A 19,986-nucleotide genomic window follows, 5' to 3' on the forward strand; every position below is an offset into this window, starting at 1 on the left:
GATTATTTTGCCTCAATTGCCTTTACGACATCTTCGAAAACCTCGTTGTGAGTTTTCTCTCCGTCGAAGTTGGCGAGCACGTTCTGCTTCTCATAGTATCCAATGAGTGGAGCAGTTTCGCTCTCGTACACATTAATTCTGTTTTCTACAGTTTCGCGATTATCGTCCTTGCGCTGGAACAGTTCTCCACCGCACACGTCGCATATTCCTTCCTTCTTAGGCGGAACATTCACTACATGGAAGCTTGCACCGCAGGATTTGCATACGCGTCTTCCTGCAATACGCTCTATGAGAACGTCCTTTCTAACTTTGAAGTTAAGAACTATATCTAGCTTTTGACCGTTTTCAGATAGGAATTTATCTAGCTGCTCGGCCTGGAAGATAGTTCTTGGGAAACCATCTAGGAGAAATCCTTCCTTGCAGTCGTCTTTCTGAAGTCTGTCTGTAACCAAATTAACTACTAGTTCATCTGGTACCAGCTTGCCCTCGTCTATGTATCCCTTTGCCTTTTTACCAAGCTCTGTTCCTTCCTTGATGTTAGCGCGGAATATATCTCCAGTTGAGATATGTGGAACATTGTATTTTTCTATTACCTTAGCCGCCTGCGTGCCTTTACCAGCTCCAGGAGGGCCAAGTAAAACAGCTCGTAGCATGTTATGTGCCATCCTTCCCTAAACGATTATTTAAGAAATCCTTGATAATTTCTATTGAGCATTTGATTCTCAATCTGTTGTACTGTATCTAGAGCTACACCTACTGCGATTAGAAGTGACGTTCCACCGAACGAAAGCTGTAACGGTGTGAATTCACTGACTACAGTTGGGATAGTCGCTACACCTGCCAAGAATATTCCTCCTACAAGGCATAGTCTTGACATAATTCTAGATAAGTACTCCTCAGTTGCTGCACCAGGTCTAATTCCCGGAACGAAACCGCCACTCTGTCTCATATTATCCGCAACCTCTTCTGGCTTAAATGTGATAGCCGTGTAGAAGTACGTGAAGAACAGTGTCAACGTGATATTTAGTATTGCGTAAACCCAAATTCCTGGATTCCCTGATGGAGATAAGTACTTCGACATCCACTGAGCAAATGAAGACTGTGGAACGAAGTAAGTTATCGTCAATGGGAACTGAAGTAATGATAGCGAGAAGATAATCGGAATTACTCCTGCCTGGTTAACCTTAATTGGAATATGGGTTGACTGGCCACCATACATCTTTCTTCCAACCATACGCTTTGCGTACTGTACTGGAATTTTTCTTGTTCCCTGTTGCATCAGTATGATTACGACAGTGATTAAAACTGCCACAACTATTAATGCAATAACAGCAACTACACTTAGTGCTCCTTCTTTCACCTGCGTGTGAATTCCTCTAACTGCTGTTGGAATTCTTGCGATAATGCCGCCGAAAATAATCAACGAAATGCCGTTTCCGACACCGTATTCGTTAATCTGTTCTCCTAGCCACATTAGGAACGCGGTTCCTGCTGTCAGGACTGTTATGATTACTATCATCGAAAAGGCATTCTGGTTGACAATTGCCCTTCTAAAAAGACCAATCGTCAAACCTGTTGCCTGAATCAATCCTAACACTACGGTTAAATATCTCGTAATTGTCGCCATTTTCTTACGACCTTCATTGCCTTCCTTCGAAAGTCTCTCAAAGTACGGAAATGCTATTGTAAGAAGTTGGACGATAATCGAAGCGGTTACATACGGAGTGATACTCAAAGCAAATATCGTAAAATTGCTGAATGCTCCTCCGGAAAATAAATCAAACAAGTCGAGAAGTCCTGTTTGACCCTTGAACATCTGAGCAAGATAATCTCTATTGATTCCTGGAACTGGTATATTTGATCCAATTCTGAAAACAAGCATTATCATGAGTGTAAAAAGAATTTTCGAACGAATTTCTTTTACATGCCATGCATTAGAGAGTGTCTTGAGAAGTTCCATGATTAGATAACCTCTGCCTTTCCGCCTGCCTTTTCAATCTTTTCAGCAGCGCTCTTGCTGAATTTCTCAGCCTTTACAGTTAGCTTCTTCTCTAGTTCGCCGTTTCCTAGAACCTTAACTCCATCCTTTACCTGCTTAACAAGTCCAGACTGAAGCATTAGGTCGAAATCTACGACTGTTCCATCTTCAAATCTATTTAGATCTGCAACATTAACTTCTGCATATTCCTTAGCAAAACGATTTGTAAATCCTCTCTTAGGAATCCTTCTATATAGTGGCATCTGGCCACCCTCGAAACCTAGACGAACACCGCCTCCGCTTCTGGAGTTCTGACCATTCATACCTCTGCCGCCAGTAGTTCCGAGACCAGTACCCTGACCGCGACCTCTTCTCTTGCGAGCTTTGGTTGCACCCTCAGCTGCCTTTAATTCGTGAAGTCTCATTGTCCTACACCTCCTATAGCTCTTCTACATCAAGAAGATGAGAAACCTTAGCAATTGCGCCGCGTGTTGCGGACGAATCAGCTAGCTCAACCGAATGATGTAGCTTCTTGAGGCCAAGAGCTTCTACTGTCTTCTTCTGCTTAGGAGTTGCGCCAATAACACTCTTAACTAAAGTAATCTTTAATGCCTTTGCCATTTGCGTCTTCCTCCTATCCTAAAATTTCTTCAGGTGTCTTACCACGACGCTTAGCAACTTCTTCTACTGTTGTGAGGTTTCTCAGTCCCTCTAGAGTTGCAAGTGCCATGTTTCCTGTGTTGCTCGAACCAAGCGACTTAGCTCTAACGTCCTTGAGTCCACAAGCTTCTAGTACTGTACGTACAGATGAACCTGCAATAACTCCAGTACCTTCTGCTGAAGGCATTATTAAAACTTTGCCTGCTCCGAAAATTCCTACAGTCTGGTGAGGAACTGTTGTTCCTACCATAGGTACGAATATTAGTTTCTTCTTAGCATCTTCAGTTGCTTTTCTTACAGCTTCAGGAATCTCCTGAGCCTTTCCAAGGCCAATACCTACGTGGCCTGCGCCATCTCCAACTACTAGAGTAACGGAAAACTTCATGTTCTTTCCGCCCTTTACAGTCTTCGAAACACGTCTGATGTTAACGATGGTTTCAGTAAGTTCAAGCTTAGATGCATCTATTCTCGTGCGCATTCTGTATCCTCCCTTAGAATTCTAATCCTGCTTCACGTGCACCATCAGCGAGTTCCTTAACTCTGCCATGATAAAGGTATCCGCCTCTATCGAAGCAAACCTCTTTGATGCCCTTAGCTACAGCTTTTTCGCCTACCGCTTTGCCTACCTGCTTAGCTGCGTCTTTATTTCCACCGTTTGCAATACTTGCCTTAAGATCCTTATCGAGAGACGATGCGGATACAAGAGTTGTTCCGTTAACGTCATCGATGACCTGAGCTGAAATATTGCTGTTAGATCTAAATACGCACAGTCTTGGCTTCTCGGGAGTTCCAAAAACGTCTTTTCTGACTCTGGCATGTCTCTTGAGTCTTCTGTCATTTCTGCTTGCTTTTGCCATTTCTCAAATCCTCCCTTCTCTATGCGGAAGCTCCGCTCTTTCCTTCCTTCTTATGTACAACTTCTCCATCGTAGATGATGCCTTTGCCCTTATATGGCTCAGGCTTTCTCCAAGCTCTGATGTTAGCAGCATAGTTTCCTACCTCTGCCTTATCGCAGCCCTTAACTATAATTGTCGTAGCATCAGGAGTCTCTGTTGTGATTCCTGCTGGGTCCTTCATCTCTACTGGGTGCGAGAAACCGAGCTTCATAACGAGTGTATCTCCCTGCTTTGCAACAGTATATCCAACACCGTTAACCGTCATCTTTACTTCATAACCCTTGGAAACACCCTCAATCATATTGTGAATGAGCGTTCTTCCGAGTCCGTGCTGAGACTTGTCCTGCTTTGATTCGGATGGTCTCTTAACTGTTAGAACGTTTTCCTCGATCTCAACAGTCAGGTTTTCAGCGATTGGCTGGCACAGCTCACCCTTAGGGCCTTTTACCTTAATTACATTATTATCCTCAACCGTTACTTCTACGCCGGTAGGGATTGTAATTGGTCTAACGCCTATTCTTGACATATTTTATACCTCCTACCAAACGTAACAAATAACTTCTCCACCAACTCCAAGCTTACGAGCTTCTTTATCGCTTATAACACCCTTAGATGTTGAAACGATAGCGATTCCCAGACCGCCGAGCACCTTAGGTACCTGGTCAGCCTTTGCATAAACTCTGAGACCTGGCTTCGAGATCTTCTTGATCCCGTAAATTGTCTTTTCCTTATTTGGGCCGTACTTTAGCTCTACAGTGATAGTTCCCTGTGCATTGTCCTGAGCTACTGAAAAGTCCTTGATGAATCCTTCATTCTTAAGGATTTCTGCGATAGACTTCTTCATCTTGGATGCTGGGATTTCTACCTTAGCATGTCCGGCTGTGTTGGCATTTCTAATTCTAGTTAGCATATCTGCTATTGGATCTGTCATTGCCATTACAGTGTTTCTCCTTTCTCCACGTGGTTCCTGCACGCATTATGCGTGACAGGCCTGCGCAAAATAACCTACCAGCTTGCTTTTCTTACACCTGGGATTTCACCCTTGTAAGCAAGCTCTCTGAAGCAGATACGGCAGATACCATACTTCTTCAGAACCGAATGTGGTCTTCCACAAATCTTGCATCTTGTATAAGCCCTTGTTGAATACTTAGGCTTTCTGGTCTGCTTAACTTTCAGTGAAGTCTTAGCCATGTTCCCCTCCTAAATTACTTCTCAAAAGGCATTCCGAGGAGCTCAAGTAATGCCTGTGCTTCCTCATCTGTCTTAGCTGTTGTAGTGAATACAATGTTCATTCCCTTGATGGTCTCTACATCATCGTAAACGATTTCTGGGAAGATGAGCTGCTCTCTAATTCCCATGGAGTAGTTACCTCTTCCATCGAATGAATTCTTGCTTACACCCTTAAAGTCTCTAACTCTAGGAAGAGAAAGATTGAAGAACTTATCTGCAAATGCATACATTCTGTCACCTCTAAGAGTAACCTTAGCTCCTACTGGCATTCCCTGTCTAACCTTGAAGTTAGCGATGGACTTTCTAGCCTTTGTAACAACTGGTCTCTGTCCGGAGATGAGTGAAAGTTCCTTTACAGCGCTCTCGAGGATCTTTGAATTATCCTTAGCTTCGCCAAGACCCATGTTGATTGTGATCTTCTCAAGCTTTGGCACTTCCATTGCGTTGGAGTAATTGAACTTTTCCTTAAGTGCTGCAAAAACACTTTCGTCATACTTTGTTCTTAGTCTATTTGCCACTGTCTCTCCTCCTTTCCTAGTCTACTACGGCATTGGTCTTCTTTGAGTATCTAACCTTCTTGCCGTTCTCAATCTTAGTTCCAAGTCTTACACCCTGCTTGCTCTCCTTTTCGTAGAACATAACATTTGATGCATCGATAGGACCTTCTACATGCTTAATCTCGGATGCGGATGTTCTTGTAGCCTTTGCATGCTTAGTCTGCACGTTAACGCCCTCAACAACAACCTTATTAGCCTTTGGAATAGCTCTTAGAACTGTTCCAACCTTGCCCTTATCCTTGCCCGAGATAACTACTACTGTATCGCCTTTTCTAATCTGCATTTGTACACCCCCTATAATACTTCCGGTGCCAAAGACACAATCTTCATAAAGCCGTTATCTCTAAGTTCCCTAGCAACAGGTCCGAAAATACGTGTTCCTACAGGGTTCTTATCGCTTCTGTCTTTGATAATTACAGCAGCATTCTGGTCGAATTTTACGTAGCTACCGTCATCTCTTCTAGCGCCACTCTTCGATCTAACAACTACCGCTTTTACAACGTCACCTTTCTTAACAACTCCACCTGGAGCAGCATCCTTAACGGAGCAAACGATGATGTCTCCAATATTCGCATACTTGCGGCCTGTACCACCAAGGATACGAATGCAAAGGAGCTCCTTTGCTCCGGAATTGTCGGCAACTCTCAATCTTGTTTCTGTCTGTATCATGATTTGTCGCCTCCCTATTTAGCTTTCTCAACGATCTCGACAAGTCTCCATCTCTTATCCTTTGAAAGAGGCTTTGTCTCCATAATTTTTACTCTATCGCCGATGCCACACTCATTGTTCTCGTCGTGAACCTTGAACTTCTTAGTTCTCTTAACAGCCTTACCGTAAAGAGAATGTCTTACTGAATCCTTTGTAGCAACAACAATTGTCTTATCCATCTTGTCGCTTACAACTACTCCAGTTCTGGTCTTTCTGCTATTTCTTTCCATTGTACATCCTCCTTCCTTTAAGCTTCAGGCTTTTCCATTTCCCTGATTATGGTCTTAACTCTGGCAATATCTCTTCTGATTTCTCTCATCTTCACAGGGTTGTCGAGCTGTCCGGTAACGTGTTGGAATCTCAGATTGAATAGCTCCTGCTTCATTCTTGCAAGCTCGGCAGTTCTCTCCTGATCAGTCATTTTTCTTATTGTATTCAGATCCATTATTCGTCACCACCCTTTGCTTCCTGGTTCTTGACAACGAACTTGCACCTTACTGGTAGCTTGTGAGAAGCAAGTCTCAAAGCTTCCTTAGCCTGTGCTTCAGTTACGCCCTCAAGCTCGAACATTACTCTGCCCGGCTTAACTACTGCCACCCAATACTCAGGTGAACCTTTTCCGGAACCCATTCTTACTTCTGCTGGTTTCTTTGTAATTGGCTTATGTGGGAAGATTTTGATATAAACCTTTCCGCCTCTCTTGATGGATCTTGTCATCGCGATTCTGGCAGCCTCGATCTGCTTTGAGTCAATCCATGCTGGCTCTTCAGCAACTAGACCGAACTGACCATATGTAACGGTGTTACCCTTTGTTGCAACACCCTTCATTCTGCCTCTGTGGACTCTTCTGCGTTTAACGCGCTTTGGCATTAACATGGCAAGTCTCTCCTTTCTATGATTATTCTTCTGTTCCCTGTGCAGTTTCAACTACTTCAGGAGCAGGAGCCGCCTCAGTTACCTTTGGAGCCTTTCTAACTCTTGTAGTTGCTGGCTTAACCTCTGGTCTGCTTTCGCGGTTATCATTTCTTCTGTTTCCGAAGCTTCTCTTTTTATCTCTCTTATCGTTTCTTCTCTGCTTACGATCTCTTCTATCGTTTCTGGACTGCTCTTGAATAGCCTCCTTGAGCCCCTTATCTAGAATCTCGCCGTGGTTAACCCAAACCTTAACACCTATCTTTCCATAAGTGGTGTCTGCCTCTGCAAATCCATAATCAATATCAGCTCTGAGAGTATGTAGAGGAACATTTCCTTCGCTGTACTTCTCGCTTCTAGCGATTTCGGCACCGCCAAGTCTTCCGGAAACAAGAACCTTGATACCCTTAGCTCCAGACTTCATCGTTCTCTGGATTGCGGACTTCATAGCTCTTCTGAAAGAAACTCTTCTCTCGAGTGCCTGTGCAATGCTCTCAGCTGTTAGCTGTGCATCAAGCTCAGCTCTTCTAACCTCTTCGATGGAAATATCTACAGTCTTACCTGTTAGTTTAACGAGGTTCTTCTTGAGCTCGTCAATTCCATCTCCGGATCTTCCGATTACCATTCCTGGTCTAGCTGTTGCAATTATCACCTTTACCTTGTCAGCTGCAGATCTCTCAATTACGACACTTGCAACACCGGCAGCGTAAAGCTTCTTCTTAACGTAGTTTCTAACCTTATTGTCTTCAACTAGGAAATCAGCGAAGTTGCTCTTGTCAGCAAACCACTTTGAGTTCCAATTCTTGTTGACTCCAACTCTGAATCCATGTGGATTAACCTTCTGACCCATCTGGCTGACCTCCTTCTACTGTTTCTACTGCCTTAACAGCTTCTCTCTCCTTAAGAGTTACTCCAATGTGGCTTGTTCTCTTGAGGATCATGGATGCTCTACCCTGAGCCCCAGCTCTGAATCTCTTCATTGTAGGACCCTGGTTTGCATAAACCTCTGCAATGTATAGCTCATCACGGTTCATGTCAAAGTTATTTTCAGCATTTGCTGCTGCGGACTGAACAACCTTCTCTACAAGCTCTGCACCCTTTCCAGGTGTGAACTTGAGGATTGTTAATGCCTCGTTCAAATCTTTTCCTCTTACTAGGTCAGTAACAGGCTTTAGTTTGCTAGGAGACATTCTTACATATTTAGCAATTGCTTTTGCTTCCATATCAGCTTCTCCTTTCTTTATTTCGCCTTGTCACCAGCGTGACCCTTATAAGTTCTAGTTGGAGCGAACTCTCCAAGTCTGTGACCTACCATATCTTCTGTGATGTATACAGGAACATGCTTACGACCGTCGTGAACAGCGATCGTATGTCCAACCATCTGAGGAAAAATCGTCGATGGTCTCGACCATGTCTTGATTACACTTTTTTCATTAGACTCGTTCATCGCCTCGATTCTCTTGATGAGTTTCTTTTCGACGAAAGGGCCCTTTTTAAGCGATCTTCCCATTATATGCTCCTTTCTTATTTAGCATTTCTTCTTCTAACGATGTACTTGTTGGAATCCTTGTGCTTGTTACGTGTCTTGTAACCAAGAGTTGGTTTACCCCAAGGTGTAACTGGGCTCTTACGTCCAACTGGCGCTCTACCTTCACCACCGCCATGTGGGTGATCGTTAGGGTTCATTACGGAACCTCTTACTGTAGGTCTCCATCCCATATGTCTCTTTCTACCAGCCTTACCAATCTGGATGTTAGCGTGGTCAAGGTTGCCAACTTCTCCGATTGTAGCTCTGCAGTTGATTCTTACCATTCTAACTTCGCCGGATGGTAGTCTTACCTGAGCATAATTGCCTTCCTTAGCCATAAGCTGAGCACCGTTACCAGCTGATCTTACAAGCTGAGCACCCTTTCCAGGCTTTAGCTCGATGTTGTGAATGATTGTGCCTACTGGGATATTCGCAATTGGTAGTGCGTTTCCTACCTTGATATCCGAATCTGGTCCAGATTCAACTACGTCTCCAACGCGCAGCTTGTTAGGAGCAACGATGTATCTCTTTTCTCCGTCTGCGTAAACTAGAAGAGCGATGTTTGCTGTTCTATTTGGATCGTACTCGATAGTCTTAACCGTTGCTGGAATACCGTCTTTAATTCTCTTAAAGTCGATAATTCTGTACTTAGGTCTATATCCGCCACCTCTATGTCTAACGGTGATCTTACCTCTTACATTTCTTCCTGAGTGTTTCTTCAGAGTTTTAGTAAGGGATTTTTCTGGCTTGTTAGCTGTTATCTCTTCGAAAGTCGAAACAGTCATGCCTCTCAGACCAGGAGTGGTTGGATTATACTTCTTAATTCCCATTATTTACTCCTCCTATTTTACAGTCCCTGGAAGACTTCGATCTCTTTGCTATCCGCAGTGAGAGTAACGATTGCTTTCTTATAAGAAGCTGTTCTTCCTACTGTTCTTCCCATTCTCTTAACTTTTCCATTAACGTTCATGATATTAACCTTAGCAACATCGACTCCGAAGATTTCTTCGACAGCCTGTCTAACTTCGGTCTTGTTAGCTGTATCAGCAACCTTGAAAACATACTTCTTGTCAGCCGACATGTCCATGCTCTGTTCGGTGATGATAGGCTTAAGTATTACGTCGTAACCGCTCTTCATTATGCGTATACCTCCTCAATTCTCTCAGCTGCTGCCTTAGTGAGCACGAGGCTGTAATGATTGATGATCTCATATACATTCATTGTGCTTACAAGTGCAGTTCTCACACCCTGAATGTTAGAAGCAGATCTAACAACGTTCTCGTCCTTCTCATCCATTACGATGAGGGCTTTCTTATCAGCCTTGATATTCTCGAGAACCTTAACCATTTCTTTAGTCTTTGGCTCAGCGAACTTTAGCTCGTCTAGTACGATGACTTCCTTATCAGCAACCTTAGCAGAAAGCACGGACTTAAGAGCAAGCCTCTTTACTTTCTTAGGAACTGCATATCTGTAATCCCTTGGCTTTGGCGCGAAGACAATTCCACCACCTACCTGTGTAGGATCTGTTGTGCTTCCCTGTCTGTGACGACCTGTACCCTTCTGTCTGAAAGGCTTGCGTCCGCCTCCTCTTACTTCACTTCTTGTCTTGGCAGATTGGGTTCCCTGTCTCTGGTTTGCCAAGTAATTCTTGACTACAGTCTGTACTGCGATTTCGTTTGGTTCGATTCCAAAGATTTCGTCGTTCAATGTAACTTCGCCAACCTCAGCACCGGCCGTATTAAGCATCTTTACTTTTGCCATTAGTGATTCCTCCTTTCTGCCTCTTATTTATTCTGTCCTTTTACCGCACCCTTAACCTTAAGGAGTCCGCCCTTCTTTCCAGGAACAGCTCCCTTAACGAGAAGTAGGTTGCGATCAGCAATAACCTTTACGAGAACGATGTTCTGTACTGTAACCGTATCTCTACCCATTCTTCCTGGAGCCTTGTTGCCCTTGAAGACTCTTGATGGATACGTACCAGCAGCAAGAGCACCTGCAAGTCTCTTATGCTTGGAACCGTGAGTCATAGGTCCTCTGCGGTGTCCGTGTCTCTTGATGTTACCCTGCGTCCCTTTACCTTTGGAAACGCCCGTAACGTCAAGCTTCATTCCCTCTTCGAAATCAGCAACTGTGATTTCCTGTCCTACCTCGTAAGTCTCGCCATCTTCGACTCTGAACTCAGCGAGGTACTTCTTAGGAGCTACGCCGCACTTCTCAAAATGACCAGTCTCTGGCTTGTTGAGTCTGTGTGCCTTCTGCTCCTCGTAGCCAACCTGCACAGCATTGTAGCCGTCGGTCTCTACTGTCTTAACCTGTGTTACTACTTCAGGTCCGGCTTCGATTACGGTAACTGGTACTACAGCACCGTTCTCATTGAAGATCTGTGTCATGCCGATCTTCTTGCCCAAAAGTGTTTTCATAATTCTCCTCCTAGTGTCTTACAGCGGATCGCCCTGGTTTGGCCGAATTGCCCTCTCATGCGATCTTTCTAAAATCTAGCTTAGAGCTTGATTTCAATATCAATACCTGCTGGCATATCGAGCTTAGCAAGAGCATCTGTTGTCTTAGTCGAAGCATTTGTAATGTCGATTAGACGCTTGTGTGTTCTCTGCTCAAACTGCTCTCTGCTGTCCTTGTACTTGTGAACAGCTCTGATGATTGTTACAACTTCCTTCTCTGTTGGAAGAGGAATAGGGCCAGATACTGTGGCGCCCGTTCTCTCAGCAGTCTCAACAATCTTCGCTGCCGACTTATCCAATAGAGCATGGTCATAAGCCTTCAGTCTGATTCTGATTTTCTGTAGTTCGCTCATTAGTAGTTCCTCCTGTTTGTTTTGTACTGTTTTCGCTATGCTTGTACAGGACTTCGTCCGTTTTCACTTGCTCCGCTTTAGCCCTTACACCCTTTCGTGCGTTTCCTAAAGGTTTACACAAATTAAAAATGGCGAACCCCCTCGCCCTCGTCTAGCGAGGACAATTCTCCGCAGAAATTACCTGATAGCTCAGCAACTTCCTGCTTCATCGCCTTAAACAAGCTTTTAAATTATACATGACAAGGATTTACAATGCAAGGCTTTTTTGTACTTTTTTGCGAAAGTAATTACAGTGTTTTCAAGTGTTACAGGCAGTCCTTCACTAACACGGTTACGTGCGTTTCCTTGGTGTTGATATTTCATCAAAAACTATTCGTTTTTTTATGTTTTTACATAAATTGTACTATTTTAGGTGTTTTTCATTCATTTAACTCAACTGATTAAACATAAATAATTTATATGTTTTCTCAAAAATACATTATTTTGAAGATAATACTTACCAAATATATCCTTAGCAACCTTTTATCATCTGTTATATTTTATATTTCTATATGTATTTGGTTCTAATATCGATACTATTTGACTTTATATATGATACAATTCATTTATAAGATATTGGGTTTCAGTATTTCTGAAAGGAGAATTAACAAAATGAAGAAGTTATATAAAAGCAAAAGTTGCGGTACTATTGTAGGTAAAGTATTTGATGATGGTGGCATCCTCTCATGTTGCGGAGAAGATATGGAGGAACTTGTACCAAAGACTGCTGATTCAACTACGGAAAAGCATGTTCCTGTTGTCGAGTGTGAAGGAAACCTCGTTAAAGTTACTGTTGGTAGCACACTCCACCCAATGACAGAGGAGCATCATATTCAATTCATAATACTTGAAACTAATCTGGGATTCCAAAGAAAACCTCTTAAGATCGACGGAGATCCAGTTACAACATTTGCCATCCAGAACGGAGAGAAGGTTGTCGCTGCATACGAGTGCTGTAATATTCACGGATTCTGGGTTAACGAGTTAAACTAATATTATATGATTTTTTGGGGGTATGCCACCAAATAGTCTGCCTCAGGAGCTTTGTCCTGGTTGATACAGATTGATTAAAATAATTGGGTGCAAATTTCCTAGAAAAGCATAAGCGGAAGGCAGACGCCTTCCGCTTATTTAATTCCTATACTTTATTTGTTCTTCTATAAGTCTTTAGTATATCTCTAGCCTGGTGGCCATGTCATCTTTCTACGCCCAAGAATATGTATGTGTAGGTGGTGAACAGTCTGCTGTCCGTCTTCTCCAGTATTGATAACGGTTCTATATCCATTATCCAGACCTTCTTGAGCCGCGATATCCTTAATCTTGAGCATCATGTGTCCCATAAGCTCTCTGTCTGCGTCTTCTAAATCATTAAGAGATGCAACGTGCTTCTTGGGAACCATCAGAACATGTACAGGTGCCTCTGGAGCAGCATCACGGAAAACCGAAATCAGATCATCCTCGTATACCATATCAGTCGGTATCTCACCTTTTGCAAGCTTGCAGAAAATGCAATCTTCCATATGACTCCTCCTTTCTAGACCACTTCAGCTAAGCAGCCTTCCTTATAGTTAGCTACTAGCTTAACCTCTGTGAATTCACCCGAGGTAAGCTTCCGCTCCTTATCCTTAATATACACCTTTATATAGTTAGATGTATATCCTGTAGCATAATCTTCTTCAAAAGTTTCCACAAGCACTCTGTGTACTACGCCAAAGTTACGCTTCTGGAACTCCTGTGCGACGTATTCCGCTCTACCGATCAGCTCATTTACACGAGTCGTCTTGTCTGCTGGCGTCACTGTTTCCTTATACTTCGCAGCCTCAGTGCCCTGCCTCGGTGAGAATTTAAATGCGTGTACCCTGCCGAATACCGCTTTATCAACGATATCAAGAGTATCAGCAAAATCTTCCTCTGTCTCCCCTGGAAAACCCACTATTATGTCCGTCGTAATCCCGTACAGTGGATCCACACTGCGTATGGCCTCTACAATCGCGAGGTATTCATCCCTAGTGTATCTGCGTTTCATGCCCTTTAGAACATCGTTACTACCACTTTGTATAGATAAGTGCAGGTGTCTACAAAGTCTCTTGTACTTGACGATTCGTTCAACGTGTTCCTTGTCCACAACATTGGGCTCAAGCGAACTCAATCTTACCCTGAAATCTCCTTCTAATTCATCAAGCCTCTTCAGCACTGCTTCAATACCAGAAAGACCTTCTTCATCATCCTGTCTCTCAAACGTAAAGCCTTTTTCGCTGCCATAGAGAGCTGTATTGATTCCGGTCAGCACAATTTCCTTGTAGCCTCTATCCACAAGCGCCTTCGCCTCAGCGATGATCTCATCTATACCTCTACTTCTAACTGTGCCCCTTGCATAAGGGATCTTGCAGTAGGAACAGAATCGGTTACAGCCCTCTTCAATCTTGATATATGCCCTCTGCATCTGCGACTCACTTGAGATTACAATGCCAGTCTCCTCATAACCGACAAGTTCGCTAAAAGGAAGCACTCTGGTCTCAGTATCAGTCTCTTTGCCAGCTTTCCTAAGCTCCATAGCCTTCATAACCTCATCGCAGATAGTAGATTTGAGGTTGTTTCCAATAACGATATCAACATCAGGCATGACCTCAAGCTCTTCGCTGGCAGTCTGGGCGTAGCAGCCCGTAACGGCCATCACAGAATCAGGACTGATCTTCTTCATGCGTCTTATATATTTTCGTGACTTGCTATCAGCAACGCTTGTCACAGTGCAAGTATTGATGACATAAGCATCAGCAGCTTCATCTTCCCCCACGACTTCAGCACCGCGGGATATGAACTCTTCTTTCATAGCCTCTGTCTCATATTGATTAACCTTGCACCCAAGCGTATGAAAAGCAATCTTCATATGTGTTACCCATCCTTTACAATGATGGGTTAAAGTCTAACACACCTCCTTATAGCGGTCAACGAGGCTAAGGCGATGAATGACGCTAGAAATAGTCCAAGATACATATATAGCAGTGAACCATCGCCAGTTCTTGGAATTGTTGGATGTGTAACTCTGATCGTTTGATCTCGGTTATTTATATCTTCATGTGTTGCAATGAGCTGTCCTTTCTCGTCATACACCTTTTCATATGCTACGAGCTCCTTGCCGGCAATCTTGGCCGTATTAAGTTTAAATGATACTGATGCTGTGCCATTTCCTCCACTTGTAAAAGTGGTACTTCCTGTCACAACTTTTCCGTCTTCTTCGTAGGGCTTGCTGGTCTTCTTGTCCATTAAAACACCTTTTACAGTATAGATACGTCCTGAAATCAGATTCTCATACTTGACTGTATCAACCAGCGGTACATTCTTTGCCTTTGGAACTACTTTCGCGCCGCCATTACCAGTCATCTTGGTTCCAATAGCTGGGTAGCAGATGGATTGCGCAGAATCATTGATATCAGCATGCACTGCCACAGGAACATTTCTGTATGTCAGTGTTTCGAATACTACGGTCACCTTATTCTGGCGTAGGCTCGAGTCGTATCTGAATTCGAGCTCTGTTTCTCCGTCTGCATTCTCAGCTGTGAATTCTTTTTCTGCAGTAATCTCTTTGTCATCCTTATCAAGGATAGGTTTATTCTTATCCTTGTCCATTAGGACTCCTGTCACCTTATACTTTTTGCCGATGATAAGGTTCTTGTACTTAACCTTGTCGATGATTTTCTCTTCCTTGCTAGGGGCACCTGTATTTGTTCCGGACTCAACTGAATGTGCCTGCGTTTTAATCTCCGGATGACGAAGTGTCTGGTTGTCATCGTTTATATTGCGGTGATTTGCAATCTCTTTACCTTTATACTTTAGTGTCTCAAAGACAACAGTGTCCTTTCCAGCTAGCTTAGTAGTATCAAAGGTGAACTCTAGCCCTATCTCTCCACTTGCAATGCTGTCAGAAATGGTCGAATTCTGTGCGGTAATCGTGAACTCCTTCTGAGAAGTAATTTTGTTACCATTCTGTTCAAGCGGTTTTCCTGTACTCTTATCCATCAGCACGCCTTCGAGAATATATGTTTCCCCTTCATACAAGTTAGAGAAGCTCACAACGTCCTTTACCTTAGTCTTAGGACCGTACATCGCAAGTGAATCCTCTGTCGCAATGTCCATAGCCTTAGTTCCGATTTTAGGGATAGCAGGATTGTTGACATGCGAAGATGGCTCTCCTGAGTTGAAGTACACCGCAGCTCCCGCACCATCACCATCGATTTTCTTGGTATATACAGTTTTATCTAGAAGATATCCCGCTGGCGCCTTAGTCTCGCGAATAGTCACTGTTCCGCGAGGCAGTACAGCATCGCCCTGTTCTGTAACAAAGAGAGGATCACTGCCCTTTACGAGGTTCTTATCTCTGAGCTCTGCAGTGTATTTACCAGAAGCATCCTTAGTCGTTCTTAGTTTCCATGTGCGTACAGCCTTGGAATTCTCAATCGGTCCAATAGTATCGTAATAATTAACTTCAAACTCAGCACCAGTCATATCACTAGGGTTCATGTAGCTATCACCACTAGTTTTTTTCTCAAGGAAAATCTTAACAGGCGCAAACACAGGTGAATCATACGACTGCACTGTGCTCGTAGTTTCAGCCTTGCTCTTAACCTCATAAACAGTCTTGTCTAGCTCATATCCGACAGGCGCAATCGTCTCCTTTACAGTGTATTTTCCAGGCTTCACTTCCAAAGTTCCAGTTCTACCCTTCTCGTCTGTCGTCAGTTTTCCGACTGCAGTTCCTGCTTCATCGTAGACGGTATACACTGCACCAGCTAGAGAATATGTGCCTTTACACTCTCCAGCAATCTTGATATTATTGCCGATGGATTTAACAACTTCGATCTTTCCATATGGTTTTAACCCCCATGCCAGCATCATCTGTGATCCATTCGTTGGATAAGCTAGATAAGATTTAAAGTTTTCAGGAATTTCGCCCTTGTAGGCCTTCGCATCCTGCATCATTAGATTGATTAGAGGTCTTGAGTTAACTCTTTCATATGCAGGTCTGCCATTAACTCTTCTAGCCGCACATACTAATGCAAAGTAATACTCTTTCTCATCATAATTGCTCTTCTGCCACTTATCTGTACTGGCAAGGTACGCGAATTTTGCAAACAGAGAATCAGATGCCTGCTTTGTAAGTGTCACGACCTGCCCTGCTTCTGCAGTTCTAAAGTTCTTACCATCTGCACATGCCGCATCATGGATAAGCCCATCGATATTCACCTTGAATATACTCGCATGATTACGGTTATTATCCTTGTACTGCTTATGCCAGGTTACTGTTCCTCTCGTTGGTTCAGTCGCTGAACTTGCTGCCACAGACCTAAACGAGGAGGCGCCTCTAGGAGTTGCTGCCCCTACGCTCATAGTCATCCTTCTACTGACATTATCATATGACGCAGACTCTGGTATTCGCTCTAAAGTATTAGTATTATGAACATTTCCTCTTCTGCCTGTTTCGTTATCGAACTCACCTTCCATTACAATGTTCGCTTCGGTACTACGCGCTTTACCATCTGACTCGATATTAGCTGAATCTGCTACGCTTGAACCTTCATTGATATTCACCGCTTTGATAGTAAAATCCGCATGACCACCTGTCAGCTTAATAATGAATTTTCCTTCGCTATTTTTATTTACAAAGCGAGTAGCCGAGTCTCCTTTCATATCCACATCGCCGTACACGCTCGCGTTCTTTCCACCATCGAGAGCTATAATTTCAAGAATTACGCCTCTGTCCAGCTTGTAATTAATCTGGTACTCATCTCCCGTCCTTGCACTGCGGGCAAATGTCTCTCCATTTGATAGATTTGCAGTATCTGAAGTCCCAGACTTCAAAGCTGAAAGCTTCGCCCCACTTCCAGTTACCTTGAGCTGAAGTCTCGCAGCCGTATCAGGCGGAATGATATTTACACTGCCATCAGGAGCTTTACTTGAACTTAGCGCAAAAACCTGTGATGTTCCAAGAAGCATCACTATACACAGCATCGAGACGATGCAATTATAAATACGTTTAATATTCATTGCTCACCTCAAAATCCAGTTCTAATTGCCTTCATCTTCTGAAGCTGGCATATCCTCGAACCTATCAGCGAGGAGCCTAGAGAGTTCCCTAGCCTCATCCTCATGCAAAGTAATCCCTCTGCTCATATGCTCGTGATCAGAGTCCCAGTCACGAATATCGAACTTTGGTGTTCTGTCATTCCACTGAATTAGATTAAGTTCCTTGCTCCAATTGTTCTTATAGGTAGCAAGTACCCCGATGTGGTCCAAAATCTTGTAGGTTACACTTCTTTCATTATTAGTTGCCATTCTAAAACTCCTTCCATTTATACACGGTGCTCTCGCACCTCACTTTCACGTAAATTATATGGTTTAAGATGAGTTCGTAACAATGCAAGAAGTGCACTATAAATAGCGAGATTATCCTTTTTATGAGAGTTTTTATAATGTGATTTAAAGCGACCTAGAAATATTAGTTTTAATACGGATTTTATGATACGAATTAAAATTTAGAAACAAAAAATTAAAAGGACCTCTGCACGGTAGAGATCCTAAGCGCCCTTTGGCGGTTTTTATATTTAACACACTTATTGTGTCTAAATATTAGCATAAGTATGTCACATAAAGTTCGTTGATGTAATGAAATGCACATTTTATGTTCCGAATGACACAAAAATGTGTTTTTCATGCCATCGGGACTCGATTTTGGTTCTTCATAGGCTCTCTAATCACGAATACTTTTCATCTCTTTGCGAGCTGTCTCCACATACGAAGCTGCTTCACCAGCGATTTCCGCTCTTTCTGCAGGGCTGAGTTCTCTGATCACTTTGGCCGGACGACCCATTATGAGCACGCCATCGGGGAATTCTTTGCCCTGAGTTACGAGAGAGCCCGCTCCGACGATACATTCACACCCGATTTTTGCATCATCCATTATTATCGACCCCATACCGATAAGCGTCGAAGCGCCTATCGTACAGCCGTGAATAATCGACATATGACCTATTGTCACATCAGCTCCTATGTATGTCCCGCCATTTGTCGCGATATGAATTACAGAGCCATCCTGGATATTGGTTCTGTCCCCAATTACAATGTCTTTGCCACTAGAGCGCAGCACAGAATTGTACCAGATATTCACGTCCTTACCAATTTTAATATTCTCAGGTCCGCTAAGCTGCACACCATCAGCGATGAATACGCTATCATCGTATAACCCTAGCTTTTTTACCTCTCTATTATCCATATTATTTATGTGATGCCTTTCTATTTTCTTTAGCCTCTAGCCGCAGACTGTTTTCCTTATAAATTATTTCAATACTAAATATACACCTCTTTGCAATATTCTACAAAGTTTGTATTCCAAACTCACCTCGCGAGGTGTACAATTCAAATAATAAATGTATTGTAAATCTCGTAGCTTAAGCTAGCAACCAGTAATTAGCTTGTGATGGAGGATAAACCAATGGGATTGATTGCTAACTACCAATATATCGATGACGCAAACCTCGACGTTCTTCTGCGCCTTGCGAATCTCGATGATGAAGAAGAAGTTTTTGAAACTATTGAAGATTTAAACGAAGAAGCTGAAATTTTTCTTGATACTGATAAGATGTGGGATGTGATGCACTTCGTTCTAACAGGGGTGAGCACCGATGAGAGGTCTAGTAATAACCCCCTCAGCGTGGCAGTTATCGGCGTGGACTTATTTGAAGATTTAAGCCAATTCGTCGCATGTGTAAAAAATGACCGTGTCCCTGAAATAATTTCGGCGCTCGAGGGTTTCGATTATGAAAAAGCTCTTGAAAATTTCAATATGGAAGATTGTGCAAGTGCTGGCCTGTATCCAAACATATGGGATATGGATGATGAGGACTTGGTCGATGAGCTAATAGAAGAAATCGCTGATTACATCGAAGGACTTCGAGACTTTTATAAGAAGGTGCTCGAAGCCGGAGGACATGCACTTATTACGATTTATTAAGGGAGATATATGACGATTAATTTAGCGGATGCGATTTTGAAAACAGCAGGCTTAAATGAAGCCCTGATGCGAGAATGCGATATATTTTTCTGCGATAAGCCTAGAGACACAGAGTATTCGGGGCATGGTGAAGTATATTCGTCTTCGTTTGAAACATTTGCATCCGATGGAAGCGGTGGCGAATATGTAAAGCTTGAAGACGGCAGCATCGGATATATTAGCAGCGAAGGGAGCGTCGGAAGAGTTGCTGAAAACATGGAGGATTTACTTCTGTTTCTAATTCATGCGGGATGCATTTCGGATTTTAACTGTAAATACATCTACAAAAGCGATGAGCTGTTATCCGCATTTTGCAGCGGTTACATCGAGAAATCACGCAAGTCATATAATGAGAAAGGTGCTGATTTCGACGAGATTAGAGGCGAGATTGCGAAGAAGTTATCGCTCGAGTATGATCCTGGTAAGCTCCCCGAGTACGCGAAGAGATTTTACGAAGCTGCCAGCAGAGAGCCTTCATTCACATGCAAGTTCGGAGATGGAGAAGACGAGTTTGTATGTGACGGGATTATTTCGGATATTCTCGGACTATGGGTATATGAGCTGGTGGGTATGACTAGGGATGAGATTCTAAATTATTAGCAAGTGAAATTATTGGGAGACG

31 protein-coding genes are annotated in these 19,986 nt (G+C 43.1%); 3 read left to right on the forward strand and 28 right to left on the reverse strand.

Going from position 1 to position 19,986, the window contains the following annotated elements; all coding sequences use genetic code 11:
* Positions 1-2 precede the first annotated feature (2 nt).
* The 23 genes from QU661_RS07210 to rpsJ form a co-directional block, all read right to left on the reverse strand.
* Positions 3-653, reverse strand: coding sequence for an adenylate kinase (locus tag QU661_RS07210; protein ID WP_273451197.1), 651 nt, complete (start codon positions 651-653; stop codon positions 3-5).
* A 26-nt stretch (positions 654-679) separates the two neighbouring features.
* Positions 680-1,960 carry a preprotein translocase subunit SecY gene (gene secY, locus QU661_RS07215; protein WP_304989561.1) on the reverse strand — a complete coding sequence of 427 codons (1,281 nt, stop codon included), beginning with the start codon at positions 1,958-1,960 and terminating at the stop codon, positions 680-682.
* A 2-nt stretch (positions 1,961-1,962) separates the two neighbouring features.
* Complete coding sequence (rplO, locus tag QU661_RS07220) at positions 1,963-2,403, reverse strand: 50S ribosomal protein L15 (RefSeq protein WP_106057511.1); 441 nt, start codon at positions 2,401-2,403, stop codon at positions 1,963-1,965.
* A gap of 13 nt (positions 2,404-2,416) precedes the next feature.
* Positions 2,417-2,599 (reverse strand): 50S ribosomal protein L30, encoded by a 183-nt coding sequence (gene rpmD / locus QU661_RS07225; protein ID WP_094233363.1) that lies wholly within the window; start codon positions 2,597-2,599, stop codon positions 2,417-2,419.
* Positions 2,600-2,612: 13 nt separating this feature from the next.
* Positions 2,613-3,116 carry a 30S ribosomal protein S5 gene (rpsE, locus tag QU661_RS07230; RefSeq protein ID WP_304989562.1) on the reverse strand — a complete coding sequence of 168 codons (504 nt, stop codon included), beginning with the start codon at positions 3,114-3,116 and terminating at the stop codon, positions 2,613-2,615.
* A gap of 13 nt (positions 3,117-3,129) precedes the next feature.
* Positions 3,130-3,495: a 50S ribosomal protein L18 gene (rplR, locus tag QU661_RS07235; RefSeq protein WP_273279886.1), complete on the reverse strand. Its 366-nt coding sequence runs from the start codon at positions 3,493-3,495 to the stop codon at positions 3,130-3,132.
* A 19-nt stretch (positions 3,496-3,514) separates the two neighbouring features.
* A complete protein-coding gene (gene rplF / locus QU661_RS07240) occupies positions 3,515-4,060 on the reverse strand; it encodes a 50S ribosomal protein L6 (RefSeq protein ID WP_281522464.1) in 546 nt (181 codons plus the stop codon).
* Between the two features lie 12 nt (positions 4,061-4,072).
* Positions 4,073-4,471 (reverse strand): 30S ribosomal protein S8, encoded by a 399-nt coding sequence (gene rpsH / locus QU661_RS07245; RefSeq protein WP_106057514.1) that lies wholly within the window; start codon positions 4,469-4,471, stop codon positions 4,073-4,075.
* A gap of 68 nt (positions 4,472-4,539) precedes the next feature.
* Positions 4,540-4,725 (reverse strand): type Z 30S ribosomal protein S14, encoded by a 186-nt coding sequence (locus QU661_RS07250; RefSeq protein ID WP_094233368.1) that lies wholly within the window; start codon positions 4,723-4,725, stop codon positions 4,540-4,542.
* A gap of 14 nt (positions 4,726-4,739) precedes the next feature.
* Positions 4,740-5,282: a 50S ribosomal protein L5 gene (gene rplE / locus QU661_RS07255; protein WP_094233369.1), complete on the reverse strand. Its 543-nt coding sequence runs from the start codon at positions 5,280-5,282 to the stop codon at positions 4,740-4,742.
* Positions 5,283-5,298: 16 nt separating this feature from the next.
* Positions 5,299-5,604, reverse strand: a complete 306-nt coding sequence (gene rplX, locus QU661_RS07260; RefSeq protein ID WP_273136849.1) for a 50S ribosomal protein L24 — start codon at positions 5,602-5,604, stop codon at positions 5,299-5,301.
* 11 nt (positions 5,605-5,615) lie between these two features.
* Positions 5,616-5,990: a 50S ribosomal protein L14 gene (gene rplN, locus QU661_RS07265; protein ID WP_009644425.1), complete on the reverse strand. Its 375-nt coding sequence runs from the start codon at positions 5,988-5,990 to the stop codon at positions 5,616-5,618.
* 14 nt (positions 5,991-6,004) lie between these two features.
* A complete protein-coding gene (gene rpsQ, locus QU661_RS07270; protein WP_106057516.1) occupies positions 6,005-6,259 on the reverse strand; it encodes a 30S ribosomal protein S17 in 255 nt (84 codons plus the stop codon).
* Positions 6,260-6,276: 17 nt separating this feature from the next.
* Complete coding sequence (gene rpmC, locus QU661_RS07275) at positions 6,277-6,474, reverse strand: 50S ribosomal protein L29 (RefSeq protein ID WP_094233373.1); 198 nt, start codon at positions 6,472-6,474, stop codon at positions 6,277-6,279.
* On the reverse strand, positions 6,474-6,905 hold the full coding sequence (gene rplP, locus QU661_RS07280) for a 50S ribosomal protein L16 (RefSeq protein WP_094233374.1): 432 nt from the start codon (positions 6,903-6,905) through the stop codon (positions 6,474-6,476). Before rplP ends, rpmC begins: the two co-directional genes overlap by 1 nt.
* Before the next feature lie 22 nt (positions 6,906-6,927).
* Positions 6,928-7,791: a 30S ribosomal protein S3 gene (gene rpsC, locus QU661_RS07285; RefSeq protein ID WP_304989563.1), complete on the reverse strand. Its 864-nt coding sequence runs from the start codon at positions 7,789-7,791 to the stop codon at positions 6,928-6,930.
* Positions 7,775-8,164, reverse strand: coding sequence for a 50S ribosomal protein L22 (gene rplV / locus QU661_RS07290; RefSeq protein WP_094233376.1), 390 nt, complete (start codon positions 8,162-8,164; stop codon positions 7,775-7,777). The genes rpsC and rplV overlap by 17 nt, the downstream gene beginning before the upstream one ends.
* A 17-nt stretch (positions 8,165-8,181) precedes the next feature.
* Positions 8,182-8,451: a 30S ribosomal protein S19 gene (gene rpsS, locus QU661_RS07295; RefSeq protein WP_094233377.1), complete on the reverse strand. Its 270-nt coding sequence runs from the start codon at positions 8,449-8,451 to the stop codon at positions 8,182-8,184.
* 14 nt (positions 8,452-8,465) lie between these two features.
* Positions 8,466-9,299: a 50S ribosomal protein L2 gene (gene rplB / locus QU661_RS07300; protein ID WP_304989564.1), complete on the reverse strand. Its 834-nt coding sequence runs from the start codon at positions 9,297-9,299 to the stop codon at positions 8,466-8,468.
* Positions 9,300-9,316: 17 nt separating this feature from the next.
* The gene (rplW, locus tag QU661_RS07305; protein ID WP_304989565.1) at positions 9,317-9,607 is read right to left on the reverse strand and encodes a 50S ribosomal protein L23; all 291 of its coding nucleotides are present in this window, start codon (positions 9,605-9,607) and stop codon (positions 9,317-9,319) included.
* A complete protein-coding gene (gene rplD, locus QU661_RS07310) occupies positions 9,607-10,230 on the reverse strand; it encodes a 50S ribosomal protein L4 (protein WP_304989566.1) in 624 nt (207 codons plus the stop codon). Before rplD ends, rplW begins: the two co-directional genes overlap by 1 nt.
* A 23-nt stretch (positions 10,231-10,253) precedes the next feature.
* Positions 10,254-10,889: a 50S ribosomal protein L3 gene (rplC, locus tag QU661_RS07315; protein ID WP_106057521.1), complete on the reverse strand. Its 636-nt coding sequence runs from the start codon at positions 10,887-10,889 to the stop codon at positions 10,254-10,256.
* An 80-nt stretch (positions 10,890-10,969) separates the two neighbouring features.
* The gene (gene rpsJ, locus QU661_RS07320; protein WP_009644436.1) at positions 10,970-11,281 is read right to left on the reverse strand and encodes a 30S ribosomal protein S10; all 312 of its coding nucleotides are present in this window, start codon (positions 11,279-11,281) and stop codon (positions 10,970-10,972) included.
* Between the two features lie 651 nt (positions 11,282-11,932).
* Here rpsJ and QU661_RS07325 point away from each other — a divergent pair.
* Positions 11,933-12,313, forward strand: coding sequence for a desulfoferrodoxin family protein (locus tag QU661_RS07325; protein ID WP_304989567.1), 381 nt, complete (start codon positions 11,933-11,935; stop codon positions 12,311-12,313).
* A 185-nt stretch (positions 12,314-12,498) separates the two neighbouring features.
* Here the strand turns inward: QU661_RS07325 and QU661_RS07330 are convergent, their stop codons facing one another.
* The 5 genes from QU661_RS07330 to QU661_RS07350 form a co-directional block, all read right to left on the reverse strand.
* Positions 12,499-12,840 carry a histidine triad nucleotide-binding protein gene (locus tag QU661_RS07330; protein ID WP_106057523.1) on the reverse strand — a complete coding sequence of 114 codons (342 nt, stop codon included), beginning with the start codon at positions 12,838-12,840 and terminating at the stop codon, positions 12,499-12,501.
* Positions 12,841-12,854: 14 nt separating this feature from the next.
* Positions 12,855-14,207 (reverse strand): tRNA (N(6)-L-threonylcarbamoyladenosine(37)-C(2))-methylthiotransferase MtaB, encoded by a 1,353-nt coding sequence (gene mtaB, locus QU661_RS07335; protein WP_304989568.1) that lies wholly within the window; start codon positions 14,205-14,207, stop codon positions 12,855-12,857.
* Positions 14,208-14,236: 29 nt separating this feature from the next.
* Positions 14,237-17,362: a VaFE repeat-containing surface-anchored protein gene (locus QU661_RS07340; protein ID WP_304989569.1), complete on the reverse strand. Its 3,126-nt coding sequence runs from the start codon at positions 17,360-17,362 to the stop codon at positions 14,237-14,239.
* A gap of 21 nt (positions 17,363-17,383) precedes the next feature.
* On the reverse strand, positions 17,384-17,650 hold the full coding sequence (locus QU661_RS07345; RefSeq protein WP_106057526.1) for a YdbC family protein: 267 nt from the start codon (positions 17,648-17,650) through the stop codon (positions 17,384-17,386).
* A 415-nt stretch (positions 17,651-18,065) separates the two neighbouring features.
* Positions 18,066-18,587 carry a gamma carbonic anhydrase family protein gene (locus tag QU661_RS07350; protein WP_304989570.1) on the reverse strand — a complete coding sequence of 174 codons (522 nt, stop codon included), beginning with the start codon at positions 18,585-18,587 and terminating at the stop codon, positions 18,066-18,068.
* A gap of 219 nt (positions 18,588-18,806) precedes the next feature.
* Between QU661_RS07350 and QU661_RS07355 the strand changes: the two genes are divergently transcribed.
* Entirely contained in the window at positions 18,807-19,325 is a 519-nt protein-coding gene (locus QU661_RS07355; RefSeq protein WP_304989571.1) for a YfbM family protein, read from the forward strand.
* A gap of 9 nt (positions 19,326-19,334) precedes the next feature.
* Complete coding sequence (locus QU661_RS07360) at positions 19,335-19,964, forward strand: hypothetical protein (protein WP_304989572.1); 630 nt, start codon at positions 19,335-19,337, stop codon at positions 19,962-19,964.
* Positions 19,965-19,986 lie beyond the last annotated feature (22 nt).

The organism is Mogibacterium neglectum (genome assembly GCF_030644205.1).
Lineage (GTDB): Bacteria > Bacillota > Clostridia > Peptostreptococcales > Anaerovoracaceae > Mogibacterium > Mogibacterium neglectum.